General features: G+C 47.1%; 13 protein-coding genes, 10 tRNA genes and 3 rRNA genes. 1 reads left to right on the top strand and 25 read right to left on the bottom strand.

From position 1 onward, the window contains the following. Window positions 1-3 precede the first annotated feature (3 nt). Complete coding sequence (locus tag MHI25_RS00810; RefSeq protein WP_340394807.1) at window positions 4-1,221, bottom strand: ATP phosphoribosyltransferase regulatory subunit; 1,218 nt, start codon at window positions 1,219-1,221, stop codon at window positions 4-6. Window positions 1,222-1,501: 280 nt separating this feature from the next. On the opposite strand from MHI25_RS00810, the gene gntK reads away from it, so the two are divergent. Continuing rightward, entirely contained in the window at window positions 1,502-3,031 is a 1,530-nt protein-coding gene (gene gntK, locus MHI25_RS00805) for a gluconokinase (RefSeq protein ID WP_340395642.1), read from the top strand. A 70-nt stretch (window positions 3,032-3,101) separates the two neighbouring features. Here the strand turns inward: gntK and MHI25_RS00800 are convergent, their stop codons facing one another. The 24 genes from MHI25_RS00800 to recR all read right to left on the bottom strand — a co-directional run bounded on the left by MHI25_RS00800 (window position 3,102) and on the right by recR (window position 19,267). Beyond that, window positions 3,102-4,259, bottom strand: a complete 1,158-nt coding sequence (locus MHI25_RS00800) for an acyltransferase (protein WP_339189093.1) — start codon at window positions 4,257-4,259, stop codon at window positions 3,102-3,104. A 111-nt stretch (window positions 4,260-4,370) separates the two neighbouring features. Continuing rightward, window positions 4,371-5,579 carry an acyltransferase gene (locus MHI25_RS00795; protein WP_076126831.1) on the bottom strand — a complete coding sequence of 403 codons (1,209 nt, stop codon included), beginning with the start codon at window positions 5,577-5,579 and terminating at the stop codon, window positions 4,371-4,373. Window positions 5,580-5,878: 299 nt separating this feature from the next. Next, complete coding sequence (locus MHI25_RS00790) at window positions 5,879-6,388, bottom strand: acyltransferase (protein ID WP_170914218.1); 510 nt, start codon at window positions 6,386-6,388, stop codon at window positions 5,879-5,881. Beyond that, window positions 6,385-7,041, bottom strand: coding sequence for a pyrophosphatase PpaX (gene ppaX, locus MHI25_RS00785; protein ID WP_076126829.1), 657 nt, complete (start codon window positions 7,039-7,041; stop codon window positions 6,385-6,387). Before ppaX ends, MHI25_RS00790 begins: the two co-directional genes overlap by 4 nt. A 5-nt stretch (window positions 7,042-7,046) precedes the next feature. Further along, window positions 7,047-8,078 carry a prolipoprotein diacylglyceryl transferase gene (lgt, locus tag MHI25_RS00780; protein ID WP_076126827.1) on the bottom strand — a complete coding sequence of 344 codons (1,032 nt, stop codon included), beginning with the start codon at window positions 8,076-8,078 and terminating at the stop codon, window positions 7,047-7,049. 12 nt (window positions 8,079-8,090) lie between these two features. Next, on the bottom strand, window positions 8,091-9,029 hold the full coding sequence (hprK, locus tag MHI25_RS00775) for an HPr(Ser) kinase/phosphatase (RefSeq protein WP_036687047.1): 939 nt from the start codon (window positions 9,027-9,029) through the stop codon (window positions 8,091-8,093). Between the two features lie 210 nt (window positions 9,030-9,239). Further along, a complete protein-coding gene (gene ugpC / locus MHI25_RS00770; RefSeq protein ID WP_076126826.1) occupies window positions 9,240-10,361 on the bottom strand; it encodes a sn-glycerol-3-phosphate ABC transporter ATP-binding protein UgpC in 1,122 nt (373 codons plus the stop codon). Window positions 10,362-10,472: 111 nt separating this feature from the next. Further along, window positions 10,473-11,567 carry a helix-turn-helix domain-containing protein gene (locus MHI25_RS00765; RefSeq protein WP_036687042.1) on the bottom strand — a complete coding sequence of 365 codons (1,095 nt, stop codon included), beginning with the start codon at window positions 11,565-11,567 and terminating at the stop codon, window positions 10,473-10,475. A 149-nt stretch (window positions 11,568-11,716) separates the two neighbouring features. After that, window positions 11,717-11,789, bottom strand: a tRNA-Lys gene (locus tag MHI25_RS00760). A 5-nt stretch (window positions 11,790-11,794) separates the two neighbouring features. Continuing rightward, window positions 11,795-11,880: transfer RNA gene (locus MHI25_RS00755), tRNA-Tyr, on the bottom strand. A gap of 8 nt (window positions 11,881-11,888) precedes the next feature. Then, window positions 11,889-11,961, bottom strand: a tRNA-Phe gene (locus tag MHI25_RS00750). Between the two features lie 62 nt (window positions 11,962-12,023). Beyond that, window positions 12,024-12,101 (bottom strand) — tRNA-Asp (locus tag MHI25_RS00745). Window positions 12,102-12,115: 14 nt separating this feature from the next. Further along, window positions 12,116-12,191 (bottom strand) — tRNA-Thr (locus MHI25_RS00740). A 32-nt stretch (window positions 12,192-12,223) separates the two neighbouring features. Further along, window positions 12,224-12,299 (bottom strand) — tRNA-Val (locus tag MHI25_RS00735). Between the two features lie 8 nt (window positions 12,300-12,307). Then, window positions 12,308-12,384: transfer RNA gene (locus tag MHI25_RS00730), tRNA-Met, on the bottom strand. Window positions 12,385-12,414: 30 nt separating this feature from the next. Continuing rightward, window positions 12,415-12,506, bottom strand: a tRNA-Ser gene (locus tag MHI25_RS00725). A gap of 82 nt (window positions 12,507-12,588) precedes the next feature. Beyond that, window positions 12,589-15,515 (bottom strand): 23S ribosomal RNA (locus MHI25_RS00720). Window positions 15,516-15,654: 139 nt separating this feature from the next. Further along, a tRNA-Ala gene (locus MHI25_RS00715) sits at window positions 15,655-15,730 on the bottom strand. Window positions 15,731-15,754: 24 nt separating this feature from the next. Further along, window positions 15,755-15,831, bottom strand: a tRNA-Ile gene (locus MHI25_RS00710). Window positions 15,832-15,877: 46 nt separating this feature from the next. Next, window positions 15,878-15,994, bottom strand: a 5S ribosomal RNA gene (gene rrf / locus MHI25_RS00705). A 124-nt stretch (window positions 15,995-16,118) separates the two neighbouring features. Further along, a 16S ribosomal RNA gene (locus MHI25_RS00700) occupies window positions 16,119-17,676 on the bottom strand. Together the 16S, 23S and 5S rRNA genes with 10 tRNA genes alongside form the textbook arrangement of a ribosomal RNA operon. 302 nt (window positions 17,677-17,978) lie before the next feature. Further along, on the bottom strand, window positions 17,979-18,245 hold the full coding sequence (locus MHI25_RS00695; RefSeq protein ID WP_038568084.1) for a pro-sigmaK processing inhibitor BofA family protein: 267 nt from the start codon (window positions 18,243-18,245) through the stop codon (window positions 17,979-17,981). Window positions 18,246-18,278: 33 nt separating this feature from the next. Then, a complete protein-coding gene (locus MHI25_RS00690; protein WP_340394806.1) occupies window positions 18,279-18,530 on the bottom strand; it encodes a DUF2508 family protein in 252 nt (83 codons plus the stop codon). 137 nt (window positions 18,531-18,667) lie between these two features. After that, entirely contained in the window at window positions 18,668-19,267 is a 600-nt protein-coding gene (gene recR, locus MHI25_RS00685) for a recombination mediator RecR (RefSeq protein WP_036679922.1), read from the bottom strand. Between the last annotated feature and the right edge of the window lie 9 nt (window positions 19,268-19,276).

Raw genomic sequence — 19,276 nt, 5'->3', positions numbered from 1 at the left:
TCCTCAGCCATGCTCACTTACAAAAGATACGAATGTATAGATCTCACCGTACCGTACACCCTCTGCTTCAACCGTGTCCGTATCCAAACGCTTCACCGTTTCAAGCTCTTCTGGACCTGCAGCAAGTCTAGTAACGACTGCATGACCCTCTGACCGCAGGCGTGTTGCCTCTTCCAAGCCTTCTTTTCTGCGAATCGCATCATATTGGATCAAAATAGGCAGCTCTTGCTCTTCGACCACTCCAGTTACACCATCCAGGATGCGATTCGTTTTTAAGGAAAATCCTGTGGATGGGATCGGACGCCCAAACTGTTGCAGCAGATTGTCATATCTACCACCACTGCATACCGGAAATCCTAACTCCGCTGCATAACCTTCAAAAGTCATGCCTGTATAATAGGAAAAGTCCCCGATCATCGTCAGATCAATCAGTACATGCTGTGATACGCCGTAAGAGACCAGCACCTCCCACACCTTGCACAAATGATCAATCGAATGACGCGCGAGCGGATGATTGCTCAGCTCTAGCGCCTGTCCACAAATCTCCTTGCCTCCGCGCAGACGCAGCAGCCCATCCAGTTCGTTCTTCTGCGCTTCTGTAAGATCCAGCCGCCGTAAAGTCTCCCGGAAAGAAACATAGTCACGGCCCAGCAAATGACTTTTCAGCTCCTCTTGAGCCTCAGGCAGTTCAGGAAGTGCCTCTTGAAATAACCCATTCAGAAAGCCTACATGCCCCATAGCGATCTTAAAAGACTTCACACCCGCGGCTTGCAGCGAAGAAATAGCAAGCGCCACTACCTCCGCATCAGCCTCAGGTGAATCATCACCTACCAGCTCTACACCTGTCTGGAAGAACTCCGCTTCCCGCCCCGCTTCTTCCTCAATGGCACGGAATACATTCGCGTGATATGACAGACGCAATGGCAGTGGCTCATCCTTCAATAGAGAGGCAACAACACGGGCAACCGGGGCAGTCATTTCTGATCGAAGCACCAAAGCCTGACCACGATTGTTAAGTAATTTATAGAGCTTCTGGTCCGACGTAGAGCTAGCCACGCCAACTGTATCGTAATATTCCAACGTTGGAGTCATCATTTGCCGATATCCCCAGCGACTCATGCAATGCAGTACATCGTTCTCAATTTTGCGCAATTTCGTTACGGCCCGGGGCAGATAGTCCCGAACGCCAGACGGCTTCTCAAATCCCTTTGGTTTGGACATCTTCATTGTTCACCTCGTCAGTTATCATTAGATACTGTTTATGTTTACTTTACTATGGTAAAGTGGTAGCAAATTAAAGTATTTTCAATATCGTATCATGTTCACTGCTTTTTCGTCAATCAAACCCTTAGTCGAGCGTTTGGCATTTTCTTTATTTTTGCCTCCCCGCTTATCGAATACTATAATGAGCTAATACGATTGTACTTCATAATTTTGTAATTGGTGTTCTAAAAATATACTTTCAACTAGAAAGAAGGGCTAACGCTTGACTAAATCCTATATGATTGGCGTTGATATTGGTACTACAAGTACAAAGGCAGTTCTCTTCGAGGAGAATGGAGCCATAGTTGCACAAGCGAATATGGGTTATCCCTTGCATCAACCCTCCCCTTCTATAGCGGAGCAGGACCCAGAGCAAATCCTACGTGCAGTGTTTCATACCCTCTCTAATGTCATGCGGCAAAGCGCCGTATCTCCAGATAAGATCCTATTCGTCTCCTTCAGTTCAGCCATGCACAGTGTCATTGCAATTGATCAGCTGGGTAAACCACTTACCGCCTGCATCACTTGGGCTGACAACCGTAGTGCCGGGTCTGCACTTCGCCTGAAGAAAGAGTTCAACGGACATGAGTTGTATTTGCGCACAGGAACGCCTATTCATCCTATGTCACCGATTACCAAGCTAATGTGGCTTCGGGAAGAGCAGCCTCAGTTGTTTCAACAAACCTATAAATTCATTTCTATAAAAGAATACATATTCGCTCGGCTGTTCGGCGAATACATCATCGATCATTCCATTGCCTCTTCTACAGGCATGCTCAACCTTGAACTTTTGGAGTGGGATAAAGAGGCCCTGGAGATAGCCCATATTTCACCGGATCAACTCTCACGGCTTGTTCCCACCACAGAGATCATGCAAGGCCTGCTTCCCGGTCTAGCAGAGGAGCTGTTACTGCTCCCGACGACACCTTTTGTCGTAGGAGCCAGTGATGGCGTCTTGTCCAACCTTGGCGTAGGCGCGATTAAACCCGGTGTAGTGGCCGCAACGATTGGAACAAGCGGAGCGATTCGCACCGTAGTGGATCACCCGCTTACCGACCCTAAAGGACGGACCTTCTGTTATAACTTAACCCCAAAACATTGGGTGATCGGAGGGCCCGTTAATAACGGTGGTATGCTGTTCCGCTGGGTACGGGATGAGTTCGCTGCTTCTGAAGTCGAAACCGCCAAACGTCTTGGCATTGACCCTTACGAGGTTCTAACTCGCATCGCGGAACAAGTTCCGGCAGGTAGCGGTGGTCTTCTATTCCATCCTTACTTAACTGGTGAACGGGCACCGCTGTGGAATCCTGATGCTCGTGGCTCCTTCTTCGGCCTTTCTATGAATCACCATAAGGAGCATATGATTCGCTCGGTACTAGAAGGCGTAATCTTCAATATGTATATGGTTCTGCTGGCTATGGAAGAGCAAATCGGGCGTCCTAGCAAAATTCTGGCTACAGGCGGCTTCGCCCGTTCCTCAGTCTGGCGGCAGATGATGTCTGATATTTTTGATCAAGAGGTCATCATTCCGGAGAGTATTGAAAGCTCCTGCCTCGGAGCAGTAGTGCTTGGTCTTTACGCAACGGGCCGCGTGGACTCCTTAGATGTTGTATTCGACATGATCGGTTCAACTTACCAGCATGATCCGATTGATGAACATACCAAAGTGTACAAGCAGCTGCTGCCGATTTATATTTCCGTCTACCGTAGTCTGGAAAGCCAGTATCAAGCTATTGCGGAGTTTCAGCGGGAACAAGCTGGAGAATAGACAAAATATAAAAGCGCCGGTCAACCCGCATATACGGGAGACCGGCGCTTTTATATTACCTAGCAGTAGACTATGCGCTTATGGAGCCTGTTTTTGCTTTCTTTGGTGCGCCTGATCCGAAAATAATCCAAGACGCAGGCACATACCGGAAGACGAGAGCCACTGCCAGCCATGAAACCAGCAGCGCAACAAGCCATCCTCCTACAATCGCTGCGATGTACGCAAGAGAACCCCCGTGAAACGGTAATTTTCTATAGAAATACAGCAGCATAGGGTGCAATAGATAAATTCCGAAGGAGCATGCTCCCACAGATACCAAAAGTCTTGTCAGCAAGCTACGACCCGCCCCATAGAGCAAGAAGGAGATTTGCAACAGCACCACACAAGAGAGCAGCGCATGTAAATTAGAGAAACCCTCATACCATAAGCTGTTGATGACAGTTTTTTTCGTGTAATTGTTAAACCATAGCTCAACATGAACAACCCCTGCTACAATCCATAACAACCACAACGTAATCCAAACCGGACCTTTACCGGCGCGCCAGCCTTCACGTGAAGGCACTAACCATTTTTTCAAAGAAGAGTAATACACTGCAATCCCAGCACCCAGCAGGAAATACGAGAAATAAGTGATCGCCAGACTCCCCTTGGATAACTGCCAATACCCGTGATTGGTCATGTATTTATTCAGCAGCACAAAACCCCACTGTAGTAATAACCCGATCAGTGGCGCCCAAGCCGCCAGATGACGAACCTTTTGCAAACACCACAAAATAAGCGGAAATAACACGTAAAACTGAATAATGATAATAATATAATACAGATGCGTATATGCTGTTCCTGTCCATAAATACTTCCATAGCTTAGAAGCCATCTCCCCCGGAGGTAAGCCCCAAGTATTCCCGGCATTCATTTTTAACGCAAAATACAGCAGTGAAAATACTACATAAGGCACAATAATATAAAGCAGCCTTCTAGTGTAGAACTTTCCTAGCGTTTTGCCACCCAGCGGACGGTCAATATAGTTATAGAAGAGCACGAACCCACTCAAAAATATGAATGAAGGTACGGCGAACTGGCTGAATTTATTAATAAATAAGAACGGATGAAACATGTTTGTACCTAGTGTCTCCGCCAACGTTCGTGAAGTAGCATGAATAGCCAGCACTGCAAAAATAGCAATCGCCCGAAAAATATCCAGCTGCGGAATTCTTTCTTTTTGTCTCATAATCTTTCCTCCTGTTAAGCTCCGCATCGAAATGATGCCTTTTTAATCAAATATTATGAAGGCTACTTCCCCACGTTTTAGCGTGTGCGTGTATCAGACCTTCTTCTAACGCTATTTCTCCTGCTGCACGAACCCCTTTGCCCGTTCCTCAGAGATATAACCTGACTTTTCCTCCGGACTGGATTCCAAAGAGCGAGGCACGCTTCCAAAAATAATCCATGAACCCGGAACTCGCCGGAAAGCAAACTGCACAATAAGCCAGCTCCCTCCCAGTGCGACCACAAGCCCTCCGTAGATGAACAAAACATATGTTAGCGACTCTAGGGGAATCTGATATCGGAACCTGCGATATACCGCCAGCAATAGCGGATGAATCAAATATATCGCAAATGAGAGTTCACCCAAACGTGTTAAAAAAGCAACAATCCCGCGAGAGGCCTTACGATAGATCAGGAATGTAGCATACAACAGAACCAATGCTGATAACATCGTATGGACATTCCATAATAGCTCGTACCACAGCGAATCCGTCCACACCCCAAAATGGCGGGCCACATACCATAGCTGCACATGGATAAAGGCTGCAATTAACCACCCGCTCACTAACAGGGCAGTCCATCCTTTTTGCTTGGCAGTTAGCCCCCTCCATGGCTTCATCAGCCAAGTCTTCACCTTCTCAAAGTGAATTGCGATATAAGCACCCATCATATAATAAGCCAGATAAGAGATCGCGAGGCTCCCTTTTTCAACAATGTGCAGTTCGTATTTATTCCAGAAAATAAACCCCCACTGAAGTGCCAATCCGAGCGGAACCGCCCATTTAATTAAAAAGCGGGAACTCTGGAGTAGCTTAAGCAGTACTGGAAAAAGCAAATAAAACTGAATGCTGATAAATACAAAATACAAATGCGCATATGCGGAACCTGAGAATAACGCTCTAATAAAGCTGTACAGGTTGCCACCGAGGTTCTGGGTCAATCGTCCGTTCACATATAAGGTTAGTGCGTAATAGCCCGTAGAGGCTAGCAGATAAGGTAATAAAATATACTTTAATCGACGACGGTAGAAATTAATAATCAAGCTGCGTGTCACAGGACGCCCATAATAATTATAAAACAATACGAAGCTGCTCAGAAAAATAAATGAGGGCGTACCGAATTTAAAGAAAATGTTGATCCAGTTCAGCCAGTAATAATAAGGGGAATGCAGTGCCTGCTCTCCAGCCGCAAAAGATGAGGAATGCACATGCAATACGCCTAAGATCGCTAATGCTCTGAAAATATCCAGCTGGGGCAGCCTTTCCTGTCTCGCAGTGTTCATATTATATTCCTCTTCTCTACTATGATGGTTGTTCATAGAGACGCTAAGCGGAATGTGGAAACTGAAAATACCAGGAAGCCTGCACCTGCTGATTTTACATTCTGATATTTGAAGCTGAATGCCTAGCGTGGGATTCGCCTTATCCTTATCACTAACGCTAATTATATCGAATGTATCTGTTCTAAAAACTTAAGAAGAACTTAAAGTTTCCTTAATAATCTTCTCTAAGACGCAAGAAACCCTGCAGAACCTGCGCTAAAAAAACGCAATATGTAACTGCAGGGTTAAAAAAGCATCGTTTACACTTGTTCCGCATGTTCTTCCGTTGAAGAGGGGCGCAGCTCTCGCAGAGGATTGCCTCCGACAAAAGAGCCAGCCGCCACATTTTTGTGCACCACGGAGCCAGCAGCTATAACTGCCCAATCTCCAATGGTTACACCGGGAAGAATCGTTGTATTCGCGCCGATCAATACATTTTCACCGATCACCACTTCGCCCAGGCGATATTCCTTGATCAGATACTCATGCGCCAGAATCGTCGTGTTATAACCAATAATAGAATTCTCACCTACCGTTATTTTCTCCGGAAAAAACACATCCACCATTGCCATAAGACCAAAAGCCGTGTGTTTACCAACCTTCATCCCCAGCATCCGTCGATAGATCCAATTCTTTAACGGTAGAATCGGACAATAGCGGGCAATCTGAATAAAAATAAAGTTGCGGACACCCTTCCAAGGGCTGACCGTACGGTAAATATACCAAAGTGAGTTATGACCTTCTACTGGATAACGGGTTACGTTTCTCACGATTCATTCGTTCCTCGCTCCATAATTTCTATAATATCCTTCATGTTATGGATGATAAAGTCCGGATCATACTTGCGGAGCGTATCCTCGCCCTTCAAAGACCAAGATACTCCAGCAGCGTATACACCGGCAGCTTTGGCTGATTGAATATCAACTGCACTGTCACCTATCATTAAGGTTTTGCGAGGATCAACACCAAGGTTGTGGACCGCTGTCAGTACGGGCTCCGGATGTGGCTTTGGTTCAGTAACATCGTTCACAGTCACAATCGTATCCATGTACTTAAGCAAATCGAACCTTTCCAGGGTCTTGATCGTTGTTGGACGGATCTTAGTAGTTACAATCCCAAGTTTGATCCCACGACGCGAGAGCTCCTCTATGGTCTCCTTTACAAGCGGAAAGGAACGCACTAACTCATCATGATGCTCATTATTATAAGAACGATAGGACTTTTCTAACGTACCATTTACATCCTCTAGTCCAGAGAATACTCTCATCTGTTGCTGAAGGGTTGTTCCCATATGCGGAATTATCTCTTCTCTGGTCAGTGGAGCCAGACCATTGTCCTTCAGCGCGTACATAAATGAGCTAATGATTAGCTCATTCGTATCGACAATCGTTCCATCCAGATCAAAAAGAACGCATTCTATCATAAGTTTTACTGCTCCTTCTTATCTCCATCCGCTGGCTGTCCTTGCTCAGGTTGTGTTCCTTGACGAGTTTTCTGCGGTGTATTTACTGCGCTTTCTGGCACTACAGTATCTGCTTGGATCGGTTTAGTACATACGATAGGGTCAGAATAATGTGCTTTAGGCTCTCCGGTTACTCTGCGAATAACGATCAGCAATATAGCTGCCACAATAATCAGTAGAGAAAGCAGCTGAGAAATACGAATATTACCATAGGCAGGATCCAGATATCCTTGTTCAAAACCTAACCATTCCATCGGACTCCATAAGCCATTTATAAACGAAGCCAATCCTGCACTTCCGTTAAAAGCTAAACTGTCAGTACGCACAGCCTCGATGAAGAACCGACCGATGGAATACCATATAAAGTAAGACATGAAGATTTCTCCAGCACGTACAAACTTCTGACGACGGAGAACCATCAATAACGCAATCCCTAGTAAGCTCCAAAGAGATTCATACAGGAAGGTCGGATGATGAAAAGCATCTCCTATGTACATTTGATTAACGATGAAGTCAGGTAAATGCAGTTTATCCCGTAAAAAAGATTCCTCAACTACGCTGCCGTATGCCTCTTGGTTGACAAAGTTTCCCCAGCGGCCAATCATTTGACCCGCCAGTAGTCCAGGTGCACAAATATCAACAATACGCCAGAAAGGGTAACCCTTATAACGGAAATAAATAATTCCGCAAATAATCGCTCCTATTAATGCGCCGTAAATGGCGATGCCGCCATTCCAGATCTTAAAGACGTCTATCAGATTATGCTTATAATCGTCCCATTTAAAAGCTACAAAATAAATCCGTGCCCCTATAATTGCCGAGGGTACACCCAGTAGCAGCATATCCATAAAGAATTCTTGCGGGATTCCGAACCGTTTGCCCTCGCGGATCGCAAGAAATAATCCCGCGAGTGCACCGACCCCTAGTATTAACCCGTACCAGTGTACAGGTAGTGATCCAATTGAGAATACAATAGGATCTATTGCTAATGGGAACATTGTCTCACACTCCTAATCGAGATCGTCCATATCCTCAGATATGGTCGCAGTTAACTTATTCGTAAACTGCAGGGCTGCATTAAAGCCCATTTGCTTCAGGCGATAGTTCATCGCAGCAACCTCAATAATAACGGCAAGGTTACGTCCTGGACGTACAGGAATGGTTACAAGTGGAACATCGGTATCAATAATCCGCGTTGTTTCCTCATCAAGTCCAAGCCGGTCATACTGCTTGTCTTGCTGCCACGCCTCTAATCTAACGACAAGTGTAATCCGTTTATGATTACGGATAGCACCCGCACCAAAAAGTGTCATTACGTTAATGATACCTACTCCGCGAATTTCCAACAAGTGACGGATCAACTCAGGGGCTGTACCATGCAGCTGGTTATCTGAAGTCTGGCGGATTTCCACGGCATCATCAGCGATCAGTCTATGTCCACGTTTTACAAGTTCAAGGGCTGTCTCACTCTTACCAATACCACTACTACCAGTAATCAGCATACCTACACCATATACATCACAGAGTACACCATGAATCGTTGCTGTAGGGGCTAATCTCCCTTCTAAGAAGCTTGTCAAACGGCTGGAGAAAATAGTCGTAGCCATCGAGCTACGAAGCACAGGAAGTCCCTTTTCATTACTTATATCAATTAACTCCTGTGGCACATCCAAACTACGGGTAATTACGATACAAGGGGTATTGTCATTACAGATTCCACGAAGCCTACTTTTACGTTCAGCTTCAGGCAGCATGGAGAAGAATGCGAGTTCTGTCTTACCTAATAATTGAACACGTTCTTCCGGATAATATTCGAAATAACCAGCAATCTCTAGTCCAGGGCGATTCAGGTCATCGACCGTAATAGGTCGTTTTAGACCTTCCTGGCCGGAAATAACCTCTAATTGAAAATGTTGTACCAATTCAGATACTTTTACTTTCTTAGCCATGTAAATTCGTCCTTTCGTCACCTGCGGTATATGTCCGCTTACTGCGTCCGGTTGACAGCGATCTCATTACAATTCCGGAGGTAATTCTCCTGCTATCTTAATTGATAACGCTTGTGAATGCAATCTTAACGCCTATCCATTACGACCCTAATTAAACAATAAAGCCACCCTTTCGGGTGGCTTTATCAAGAGAGAAAAGATCCTGCGATCTTATCCCAACAGAATGTTAACTTCGGATTCTTTATCGAAGAAGTGAACTTTGTTCATATCGATAGCCAATTTTGGCTTGCTGCCTTCGCGAGTAGTGGAACGTCCATCTACACGAGCGATTACAGTAGATTTACCAAGGCCGCTCAAGTAAAGGAGCATTTCGTGACCAAGGTTTTCAGTTACATCAACCAATGAAGTAAAGATTGTGTTCGGGGAAGCTTCCAAGAATACTGGCTCTTCATGGATATCTTCTGGACGAACGCCCATAATTACTTCTTTGCCAATGTAGCCTTTGCTGCGGATGATTTGAGCTTTTCCGCCTGGTACTTCAACATCAAGGTTCTCAGCGCGGAAACGGATAGAACCGTTTGCTTCGGACAAAGTACCATTGATAAAGTTCATTGTAGGGGATCCGATAAATCCAGCTACGAACAGGTTAGTTGGTTCATTGTACAACTCTTCAGGGGAAGCAGCTTGTTGAATGATACCATCATACATAACTACGATACGGTCACCCATTGTCATAGCTTCTGTTTGGTCATGCGTTACGTAGATACAAGTGGTTTCAAGGCGTTTAACCAGTTTAGTGATTTCAGCGCGCATTTGACCACGAAGTTTAGCATCCAAGTTGGAAAGAGGCTCATCCATCAAGAAGACTTGTGGATCACGTACGATAGCGCGTCCCAAAGCGACACGTTGGCGTTGACCACCGGAAAGTGCTTTTGGTTTACGATCTAGCAAATGCTCGATATCGAGAATTCTAGCAGCTTCACGTACTTTCTTGTCGATTTCATCTTTCTTCACTTTACGAAGTTTCAAACCGAAAGCCATGTTTTGGTATACGCTCATATGCGGATACAGGGCGTAGGATTGGAATACCATCGCGATATCGCGGTCTTTAGGTGCAACGTCGTTGACTACACGATCGCCAATGTACATTTTACCTTCGGAGATTTCTTCCAGACCAGCGATCATACGCAAAGTTGTGGATTTACCGCAACCGGATGGTCCAACCAATACTAGAAATTCCTTATCTTTAATATCAAGATTGATATCCATTACTGTTGCTTTATCTGAACCCGGGTATTTTTTGAAAATATGCTCTAAACGTACGCCTGCCATTGTATTTCCCCCTCGAGTTAATTATTGATTAATTGAAAAATTCTTTTTTCCTTGTACATTTATATTACCCTAGACGGGACACGGTGGCTATTTGTAACGTTCACAAAAAACCTATTTCCTTTTCGTCACTTTATACAAAAGCATAGTAAGCTTCACAATAGCAGCGTCCCCAAAGCTACGCACATCGGCACCCGTCTCCTGTTTTATCTTGTCCAGACGGTATAAAAGCGTGTTGCGATGAATATATAGCTTCTTGGCTGTTTCACTTACATTACAATCCATCTCAAAAAACGTCTCCAGGGTCATCAGCATCTCTTTATCCGATAGTACGGAAGAATAGTCGCCAATCTGTCCAAGTAACTGTTTACGCCGTGCATCAGGAATGCTGTTAACCAAACGTTCCAAATGCAGCTCCCAAGGTAAATGAATATATTCACCCACTTGGAAAATACGTCCGAGTACAATGGTCTCCCTCAGCAAGGCCACGGATCCCGTCAATCCCTTAACAGGGACTATAGCCGGAGCTACAGCCAAATGGAATACACCTACCCATTCGCTGGCTATCAGTTCGTGTAAGCCCATACTGGTCTGAGCCAGAATTTCATCTACACTCTCTTCTTCCTCATCCTTATCATCTCCGCCCGTGAGTAGTTCCTTCCGGGCCAATATTAACCATTCTTTTTCTTGAAGAGGTATAAGCAGAATTTCATTCTCAAAATAGCTGCGCAGCAGCTTCATTAAGGAACGATAAGTGATCTGCGGGCTATGTGCATTCTCACTGCTAAGTAGGAATGGAACCATATCTCCGAATAAACGTCCCTTTAGAGCCATCTCATCGGGTATCTCAGAGTCATTTTTCTCTTGCTCCAGTTCGGTGTTCAACCAGGTACCCAGCTGCCGAGCCTCCGCTTCCCCTTCTTCTCTAACCCCAGTAGCTTTTAGTGCAATTGCAAAGTTTCGAACTGCATAATTCACTAATTGTATTTCCAAAGAGTTAAGTCCATCCAATTCCACCCAGACAGCGGTTACACGTCCATCAGTCTCATATAATGGTGCCCAAAGATGACCTTCATGGATTACCGGCTGTTCTTGTGCTTCCAATCCCAGGCTAAAAAGAGAAGCTGAATGTTGCCTCCCTAACTGCTTGATTCCGGTTTTCTTTCCGGTGAGCTGCTCTAACTTTTTTCGCAATGTTTCGCTATCCATAGTCACCATACTCCACCACTTTTGCTCTTTTCGCCTATTTTAGCATATTCTCTAATATTATGTTAATCACTGCAGCAGCGCGCTACTATAATACGACATAAAAACACAAAAAAAGCCACCACCCTAAGGTGATGACTTTCTGTTTGGGATGAGCCATGAAGGACTCGAACCTTCGACACCCTGATTAAAAGTCAGGTGCTCTACCAACTGAGCTAATGGCTCATAAATGGTGGGGGATGATGGATTCGAACCACCGAACACGTACGTGAGCAGATTTACAGTCTGATGCGTTTGGCCACTTCGCTAATCCCCCAAAAAAGGTGGCTCGGGACGGAATCGAACCGCCGACACGAGGATTTTCAGTCCTCTGCTCTACCGACTGAGCTACCGAGCCATAAGATTACATGACAATTAAGCGGAAAAGTCTTACACTTCCCACTCATTTTGTGGAAAAAATGGCGGAACCGACGGGATTCGAACCCGCGGTCTCCTGCGTGACAGGCAGGCATGTTAGGCCAACTACACCACGGTTCCGCATTAATTAAAAATGGTGCCGGCGAGAGGACTTGAACCCCCAACCTACTGATTACAAGTCAGTTGCTCTACCAGTTGAGCTACACCGGCACGGTGTAAAAGCAATTCTAAAAAGATGAAAATGGTGGAGGCTGAGGGGATCGAACCCCCGACCCTCTGCTTGTAAGGCAGATGCTCTCCCAGCTGAGCTAAGCCTCCAGGTATTATGGTAGCGGCGAAGGGGATCGAACCCCCGACCTCACGGGTATGAACCGTACGCTCTAGCCAGCTGAGCTACACCGCCACAATAATTAGTATTGCTATGGATTGAAAATGGCGGAGAGAGTGGGATTCGAACCCACGCACCGCTTACGCAGTCTAACCCCTTAGCAGAGGGTCCCCTTATAGCCACTTGGGTATCTCTCCAAACGATATCAGTACCACAGCAATCCAAACAGGAATTTGACTCCCTGAAAACTGAATCCGAAACGAATTTGCATTCTACGTATAGGATAAGCCCTCGACCGATTAGTATTGGTCAGCTCCATGCATTGCTGCACTTCCACCTCCAACCTATCTACCTCGTCGTCTTCAAGGGGTCTTACTAATTGGGAAATCTCATCTTGAGGGGGGCTTCACGCTTAGATGCTTTCAGCGCTTATCCCGTCCGTACGTAGCTACCCAGCCATGCTCCTGGCGGAACAACTGGTGCACCAGCGGTACGTCCATCCCGGTCCTCTCGTACTAAGGACAGCTCCTCTCAAATTTCCTGCGCCCACGACAGATAGGGACCGAACTGTCTCACGACGTTCTGAACCCAGCTCGCGTACCGCTTTAATGGGCGAACAGCCCAACCCTTGGGACCTACTTCAGCCCCAGGATGCGATGAGCCGACATCGAGGTGCCAAACCTCCCCGTCGATGTGGACTCTTGGGGGAGATAAGCCTGTTATCCCCAGGGTAGCTTTTATCCGTTGAGCGATGGCCCTTCCATGCGGTACCACCGGATCACTAAGTCCGACTTTCGTCCCTGCTCGACTTGTAGGTCTCGCAGTCAAGCTCCCTTATGCCTTTGCACTCTGCGAATGATTTCCAACCATTCTGAGGGAACCTTGGAACGCCTCCGTTACTCTTTAGGAGGCGACCGCCCCAGTCAAACTGCCCGCCTGACACGGTCCCCGTACCCGGTAAGGGTACTAGGTTAGAACCTAGATACGATCAGGGTGGTATCCCAACGGCGCCTCCACCGAAGCTTGCGCTCCGATTTCTACGGCTCCCACCTATCCTGTACAGATCGTACCCAAATTCAATATCAAGCTGCAGTAAAGCTCCATGGGGTCTTTCCGTCTTGTCGCGGGTAACCTGCATCTTCACAGGTATTAAAATTTCACCGGATCTCTCGTTGAGACAGCGCCCAAGTCGTTACGCCATTCGTGCGGGTCAGAATTTACCTGACAAGGAATTTCGCTACCTTAGGACCGTTATAGTTACGGCCGCCGTTTACTGGGGCTTCGGTTCATAGCTTCGGGTTACCCCTAACCACTCCCCTTAACCTTCCAGCACCGGGCAGGCGTCAGCCCGTATACTTCGCCTTGCGGCTTCGCACAGACCTGTGTTTTTGCTAAACAGTCGCTTGGGCCTTTTCACTGCGGCCCCCTCGTGCTATTCACACTACCGGGGCACCCCTTCTCCCGAAGTTACGGGGTCATTTTGCCGAGTTCCTTAACGAGAGTTCTTCCGCGCGCCTTAGAATTCTCTTCTCGCCTACCTGTGTCGGTTTGCGGTACGGGCACCTTCTCCTGGCTAGAGGCTTTTCTTGGCAGTGTGAGATCATGACCTTCGCTACTATAATTTTCGCTCCCCATCACAGCCCAGCCTTAATGATGTGCGGATTTGCCTACACATCAGCCTCACTGCTTAGACGGACATCCATCAGTCCGCGTCACTACCCTCCTGCGTCACCCCATCGCTCATAGCGGATTACGGTGGTACAGTAATTTCAAACTGTTGTCCTTCGACTACGCCTTTCGGCCTCGCCTTAGGTCCCGACTTACCCTGAGCGGACGAGCCTTCCTCAGGAAACCTTGGGCTTTCGGCGGATCAGATTCTCACTGATCTTTTCGTTACTCATACCGGCATTCTCACTTGTGTAGTGTCCAGCGCTCTTTTCAGTACACCTTCAACCCCTACACAACGCTCCCCTACCCCAGATACATACGTATCTAGCCATAGCTTCGGTGGTGTGTTTAGCCCCGTTACATTTTCGGCGCAGAGTCACTCGACCAGTGAGCTATTACGCACTCTTTCAATGGTGGCTGCTTCTAAGCCAACATCCTGGTTGTCTGTGCAACTCCACATCCTTTCCCACTTAACACACACTTGGGGACCTTAGCTGATGGTCTGGGCTGTTTCCCTTTTGACAATGGATCTTAGCACTCACTGTCTGACTCCCGGCAATAAGTATATGGCATTCGGAGTTTGACTGAGCTTGGTAATCCTTGCGGACCCCGCACCCAATCAGTGCTCTACCTCCACTACTCTTATACCGAGGCTAGCCCTAAAGCTATTTCGGGGAGAACCAGCTATCTCCGAGTTCGATTGGAATTTCTCCGCTACCCCCACCTCATCCCCGCACTTTTCAACGTACGTGGGTTCGGGCCTCCAGTGCGTGTTACCGCACCTTCACCCTGGACAGGGGTAGATCACACGGTTTCGGGTCTACGTCCACATACTAATTCGCCCTATTCAGACTCGCTTTCGCTGCGGCTCCACCTTCTCGGCTTAACCTTGCATGTTAAACGTAACTCGCCGGTTCATTCTACAAAAGGCACGCCATCACCCATTAATAGGGCTCTGACTTTTTGTAAGCACACGGTTTCAGGTTCTATTTCACTCCCCTTCCGGGGTGCTTTTCACCTTTCCCTCACGGTACTGTTTCACTATCGGTCGCCAGGTAGTATTTAGCCTTAGCAGATGGTCCTGCTGGATTCATACGGGGTTTCACGTGCCCCGCACTACTCGGGATCCGTCTCGGAGAGAACACAGTTTAGGCTACAGGGCTTTTACCTCTATCGCGGGCCTTTCCAGACCTCTTCACCTACCATATTCCTTTGTAACTCCATGTGAGACGTCCCACAACCCCTAAGAGCAAGCTCTTAGGTTTAGGCTGTTCCGCGTTCGCTCGCCGCTACTGACGGAATCACTATTGTTTTCTCTTCCTCAGGGTACTTAGATGTTTCAGTTCCCCTGGTCTGCCTCTACATTTCCTATGTATTCAGAAATGAGTAACTGCGAATTACCACAGCTGGGTTTCCCCATTCGGACACCCCCGGATCAAAGCTTGCTTACAGCTCCCCGAGGCAGTTTCGTTGTTCGCCACGTCCTTCGTCGGCTCCTGGCGCCTAGGCATCCTCCGTGTGCTCTTATTAGCTTAACCTTGATTCTTCCGAAGAAAAATCTCACTAATAACATTTACTTGTTTGCACAAGTTGCTAAAAGATGTTCTAAAACGCAAATTCGTTTCGGTATCCAGTTTTCAAGGATCAAGTTGAAAAAGTTATTCATTCAAAAATTTATGGTGGAGCCAAGCGGGATCGAACCGCTGACCTCCTGCTTGCAAGGCAGGCGCTCTCCCAGCTGAGCTATGGCCCCATAAAATTACTCTATAATGTTATATGGTGGGCCTTGGTGGACTCGAACCACCGACCTCACCCTTATCAGAGGTGCGCTCTAACCAACTGAGCTAAAAGCCCATATAACATGTATAACATTGTGAATCAACCAATCAATTGGTTGTCCGCTTGGCAACGTCCTACTCTCCCAGGACCCTTCGGTCCAAGTACCATCGGCGCTGGAGGGCTTAACGGTCGTGTTCGGGATGGGTACGTGTGGAACCCCTCCGCTATCGCCACCAAACGCATACGAAAGAGACTTGCTCTTTCAAAACTGAACACGAGTGAGTGTTCGAACCCGAAGGTTCTATTGCGGAAGCTAAGCTTCCGATTTGAATGTTCTCATTGCAGAGAACGATTCTCCATAGAAAGGAGGTGATCCAGCCGCACCTTCCGATACGGCTACCTTGTTACGACTTCACCCCAATCATCTACCCCACCTTCGGCGGCTGGCTCCCTTGCGGGTTACCCCACCGACTTCGGGTGTTGTAAACTCTCGTGGTGTGACGGGCGGTGTGTACAAGACCCGGGAACGTATTCACCGCGGCATGCTGATCCGCGATTACTAGCAATTCCGACTTCATGCAGGCGAGTTGCAGCCTGCAATCCGAACTGAGACCGGCTTTGATGGGATTGGCTCCACCTCGCGGCTTCGCTTCCCGTTGTACCGGCCATTGTAGTACGTGTGTAGCCCAGGTCATAAGGGGCATGATGATTTGACGTCATCCCCACCTTCCTCCGGTTTGTCACCGGCAGTCACTCTAGAGTGCCCAGCATTACCTGCTGGCAACTAAAGTTAAGGGTTGCGCTCGTTGCGGGACTTAACCCAACATCTCACGACACGAGCTGACGACAACCATGCACCACCTGTCTCCTCTGTCCCGAAGGCCGCTGCTATCTCTAGCAGATTCAGAGGGATGTCAAGACCTGGTAAGGTTCTTCGCGTTGCTTCGAATTAAACCACATACTCCACTGCTTGTGCGGGTCCCCGTCAATTCCTTTGAGTTTCAGTCTTGCGACCGTACTCCCCAGGCGGAGTGCTTACTGTGTTAACTTCGGCACCAAGGGTATCGAAACCCCTAACACCTAGCACTCATCGTTTACGGCGTGGACTACCAGGGTATCTAATCCTGTTTGCTCCCCACGCTTTCGCGCCTCAGCGTCAGTTACAGCCCAGAAAGTCGCCTTCGCCACTGGTGTTCCTCCACATATCTACGCATTTCACCGCTACACGTGGAATTCCACTTTCCTCTTCTGTACTCAAGCCACCCAGTTTCCAGTGCGACCTCAGGTTGAGCCCAAGGTTTAAACACCAGACTTAAATAGCCGCCTGCGCGCGCTTTACGCCCAATAATTCCGGACAACGCTTGCCCCCTACGTATTACCGCGGCTGCTGGCACGTAGTTAGCCGGGGCTTTCTTCTCAGGTACCGTCACTCCGGTAGCAGTTACTCTACCGGACGTTCTTCCCTGGCAACAGAGCTTTACGATCCGAAAACCTTCATCACTCACGCGGCGTTGCTCCGTCAGGCTTTCGCCCATTGCGGAAGATTCCCTACTGCTGCCTCCCGTAGGAGTCTGGGCCGTGTCTCAGTCCCAGTGTGGCCGTTCACCCTCTCAGGTCGGCTACGCATCGTCGCCTTGGTGGGCCGTTACCCCACCAACTAGCTAATGCGCCGCAGGCCCATCCCTCAGTGACAGATTGCTCCGTCTTTCATTCTTCTCTCAGGAGAAAAAAGAAATTATCCGGTATTAGCTACCGTTTCCGGTAGTTATCCCAGTCTGAAGGGCAGGTTGCCTACGTGTTACTCACCCGTCCGCCGCTAAGTTATTTTGAAAGCAAGCTTTCAAAGTAACTCCGCTCGACTTGCATGTATTAGGCACGCCGCCAGCGTTCGTCCTGAGCCAGGATCAAACTCTCCAATTAGTATTGAAAAGAGCGATATGCTCATTTTGAAACATCTGACGAGAAAATTAATTCTCTAATTTTGGATTTCACTTGCGTGATTTCCCACTCACTCGTTGTTCAGTTTTCAAAGATCAATGTCTCATCTTTCGTCGTCGTTGCTTGTCAGCAGCGACCTTTATAATATATCACAGCGCCTTTGTTTTCGTCAAGCATTTTTTTAATTTCTTTTTTTGCTTGACCATTTCAGCAAGTTGTTAATCAACAGCTTGTCCAAACGGGCGAGACTTAATGTATCATATTTTTCAAAGCCACGTCAAGCATTAAAATAAAATTATTCTTAATCCGAGTAACATAACCACGCCAGGAAGCCCAAGAACCGTTACTGCGCCTATAGTTGCAGGGTTCAAAGGGATATACACCTGCGTGAGCAAACCTGAGAAGTTCACTACATATATCCCGAGTGCAGCCAATACCAAATGAACCCCAAATAAACTTAGCCACCCAAAACCCAGCTTTTTTCTAAATACAACTAAACCTAATAAGATAACGGATAATATCAATACGCCCATAGCTATCATTCTAAGCATGTAGATCCCCCTTATACATTTATTTATAAGCCCTTATATTTGACTGCTGTTCAACCCCAAGCTTTTTGCATGTTTGAGATGTATCTGATATTTACGTTCTGCAGCCTCCAAAATATATATCGCGTAATCTATCTGATCCTGTCCCAACGCCTCGTCGAACATCAGGTACGCCCTCTCCCACTCTGAATGCGCCTTACGGACCTCTAGGAGGGTTTCCCATCCCTCACTTTCCTTTTCGACTTGTTCCTTATCCACTCCCCACCACAGCTCTCTCCACCATCCCATTTCAATTCCTCCTCAGAATAATTTTGATGCAAAATACACATCTCGTTATTCTCATTCATATCGGGATAGGGACAAACTTAGAACAAAAAAAAGGAAACCCGAGGGCTTCCTTTTTGAAAAATACCACTATAGAGCTGCTAGAATAGCTCGCGACGGCCTTCCAACGCTTTGGACAAAGTAACTTCATCAGCGTATTCAAGATCGCCACCTACAGGCAAGCCATGAGCTATCCTGGTGATTTTAATCTCAAACGGCCGAACAAGACGAGAAATGTACATCGCCGTTGCTTCTCCCTCAATGTTGGGATTAGTCGCCATAATAAGCTCGCTTACTCTCTCATCACTCAGACGGGTTAATAATTCTTTCAGGCGAATATCATCAGGGCCGATACCCTCCATAGGTGAAATAGCGCCCTGAAGAACATGGTAATATCCATTAAACTCCTTGGTTCGTTCTATAGCCACCAAATCCTTAGAGTCTTGAATCACACATATCACTGAAGGATCTCTAGTTTTGTCCTGACATATCTTACATGGGTCCGTATCCGTAATATTACAGCAGACCGAGCAATAGTGAAGATTGCGTTTGACGCTTACTAGCGCTTTTGCAAAATCAATGACTTCATCCTCTTTCATGTTAAGCACATGAAAAGCTAACCGGGCGGCTGTCTTCGGTCCAATCCCGGGCAAACGCGTAAAAGCATCGATCAGCTTAGCTAGCGGTTCGGGATAATACAAATTAATAAT

It is taken from the genome of Paenibacillus sp. FSL E2-0177 (genome assembly GCF_037992975.1).
Taxonomy (GTDB): domain Bacteria; phylum Bacillota; class Bacilli; order Paenibacillales; family Paenibacillaceae; genus Paenibacillus_AQ; species Paenibacillus_AQ odorifer.
The sequence above is the reverse complement of the archived record's forward strand: the minus strand, read 5'-3'. Positions and strand labels throughout refer to the sequence as shown.

Bases quoted from the DNA above. Each gene is read 5' to 3' on its own strand.
- MHI25_RS00810 (WP_340394807.1), bottom strand. From the start codon at position 1,221: ATGTCCAAACCAAAGGGATTTGAGAAGCCGTCTGGCGTTCGGGACTAT.
- gntK (WP_340395642.1), top strand. From the start codon at position 1,502: ATGATTGGCGTTGATATTGGTACTACAAGTACAAAGGCAGTTCTCTTC.
- MHI25_RS00800 (WP_339189093.1), bottom strand. From the start codon at position 4,259: ATGAGACAAAAAGAAAGAATTCCGCAGCTGGATATTTTTCGGGCGATT.
- MHI25_RS00795 (WP_076126831.1), bottom strand. From the start codon at position 5,579: ATGAACACTGCGAGACAGGAAAGGCTGCCCCAGCTGGATATTTTCAGA.
- ppaX (WP_076126829.1), bottom strand. From the start codon at position 7,041: ATGATAGAATGCGTTCTTTTTGATCTGGATGGAACGATTGTCGATACG.
- lgt (WP_076126827.1), bottom strand. From the start codon at position 8,078: ATGTTCCCATTAGCAATAGATCCTATTGTATTCTCAATTGGATCACTA.
- hprK (WP_036687047.1), bottom strand. From the start codon at position 9,029: ATGGCTAAGAAAGTAAAAGTATCTGAATTGGTACAACATTTTCAATTA.
- ugpC (WP_076126826.1), bottom strand. From the start codon at position 10,361: ATGGCAGGCGTACGTTTAGAGCATATTTTCAAAAAATACCCGGGTTCA.
- MHI25_RS00765 (WP_036687042.1), bottom strand. From the start codon at position 11,567: ATGGATAGCGAAACATTGCGAAAAAAGTTAGAGCAGCTCACCGGAAAG.
- MHI25_RS00695 (WP_038568084.1), bottom strand. From the start codon at position 18,245: ATGCTTAGAATGATAGCTATGGGCGTATTGATATTATCCGTTATCTTA.
- MHI25_RS00690 (WP_340394806.1), bottom strand. From the start codon at position 18,530: ATGGGATGGTGGAGAGAGCTGTGGTGGGGAGTGGATAAGGAACAAGTC.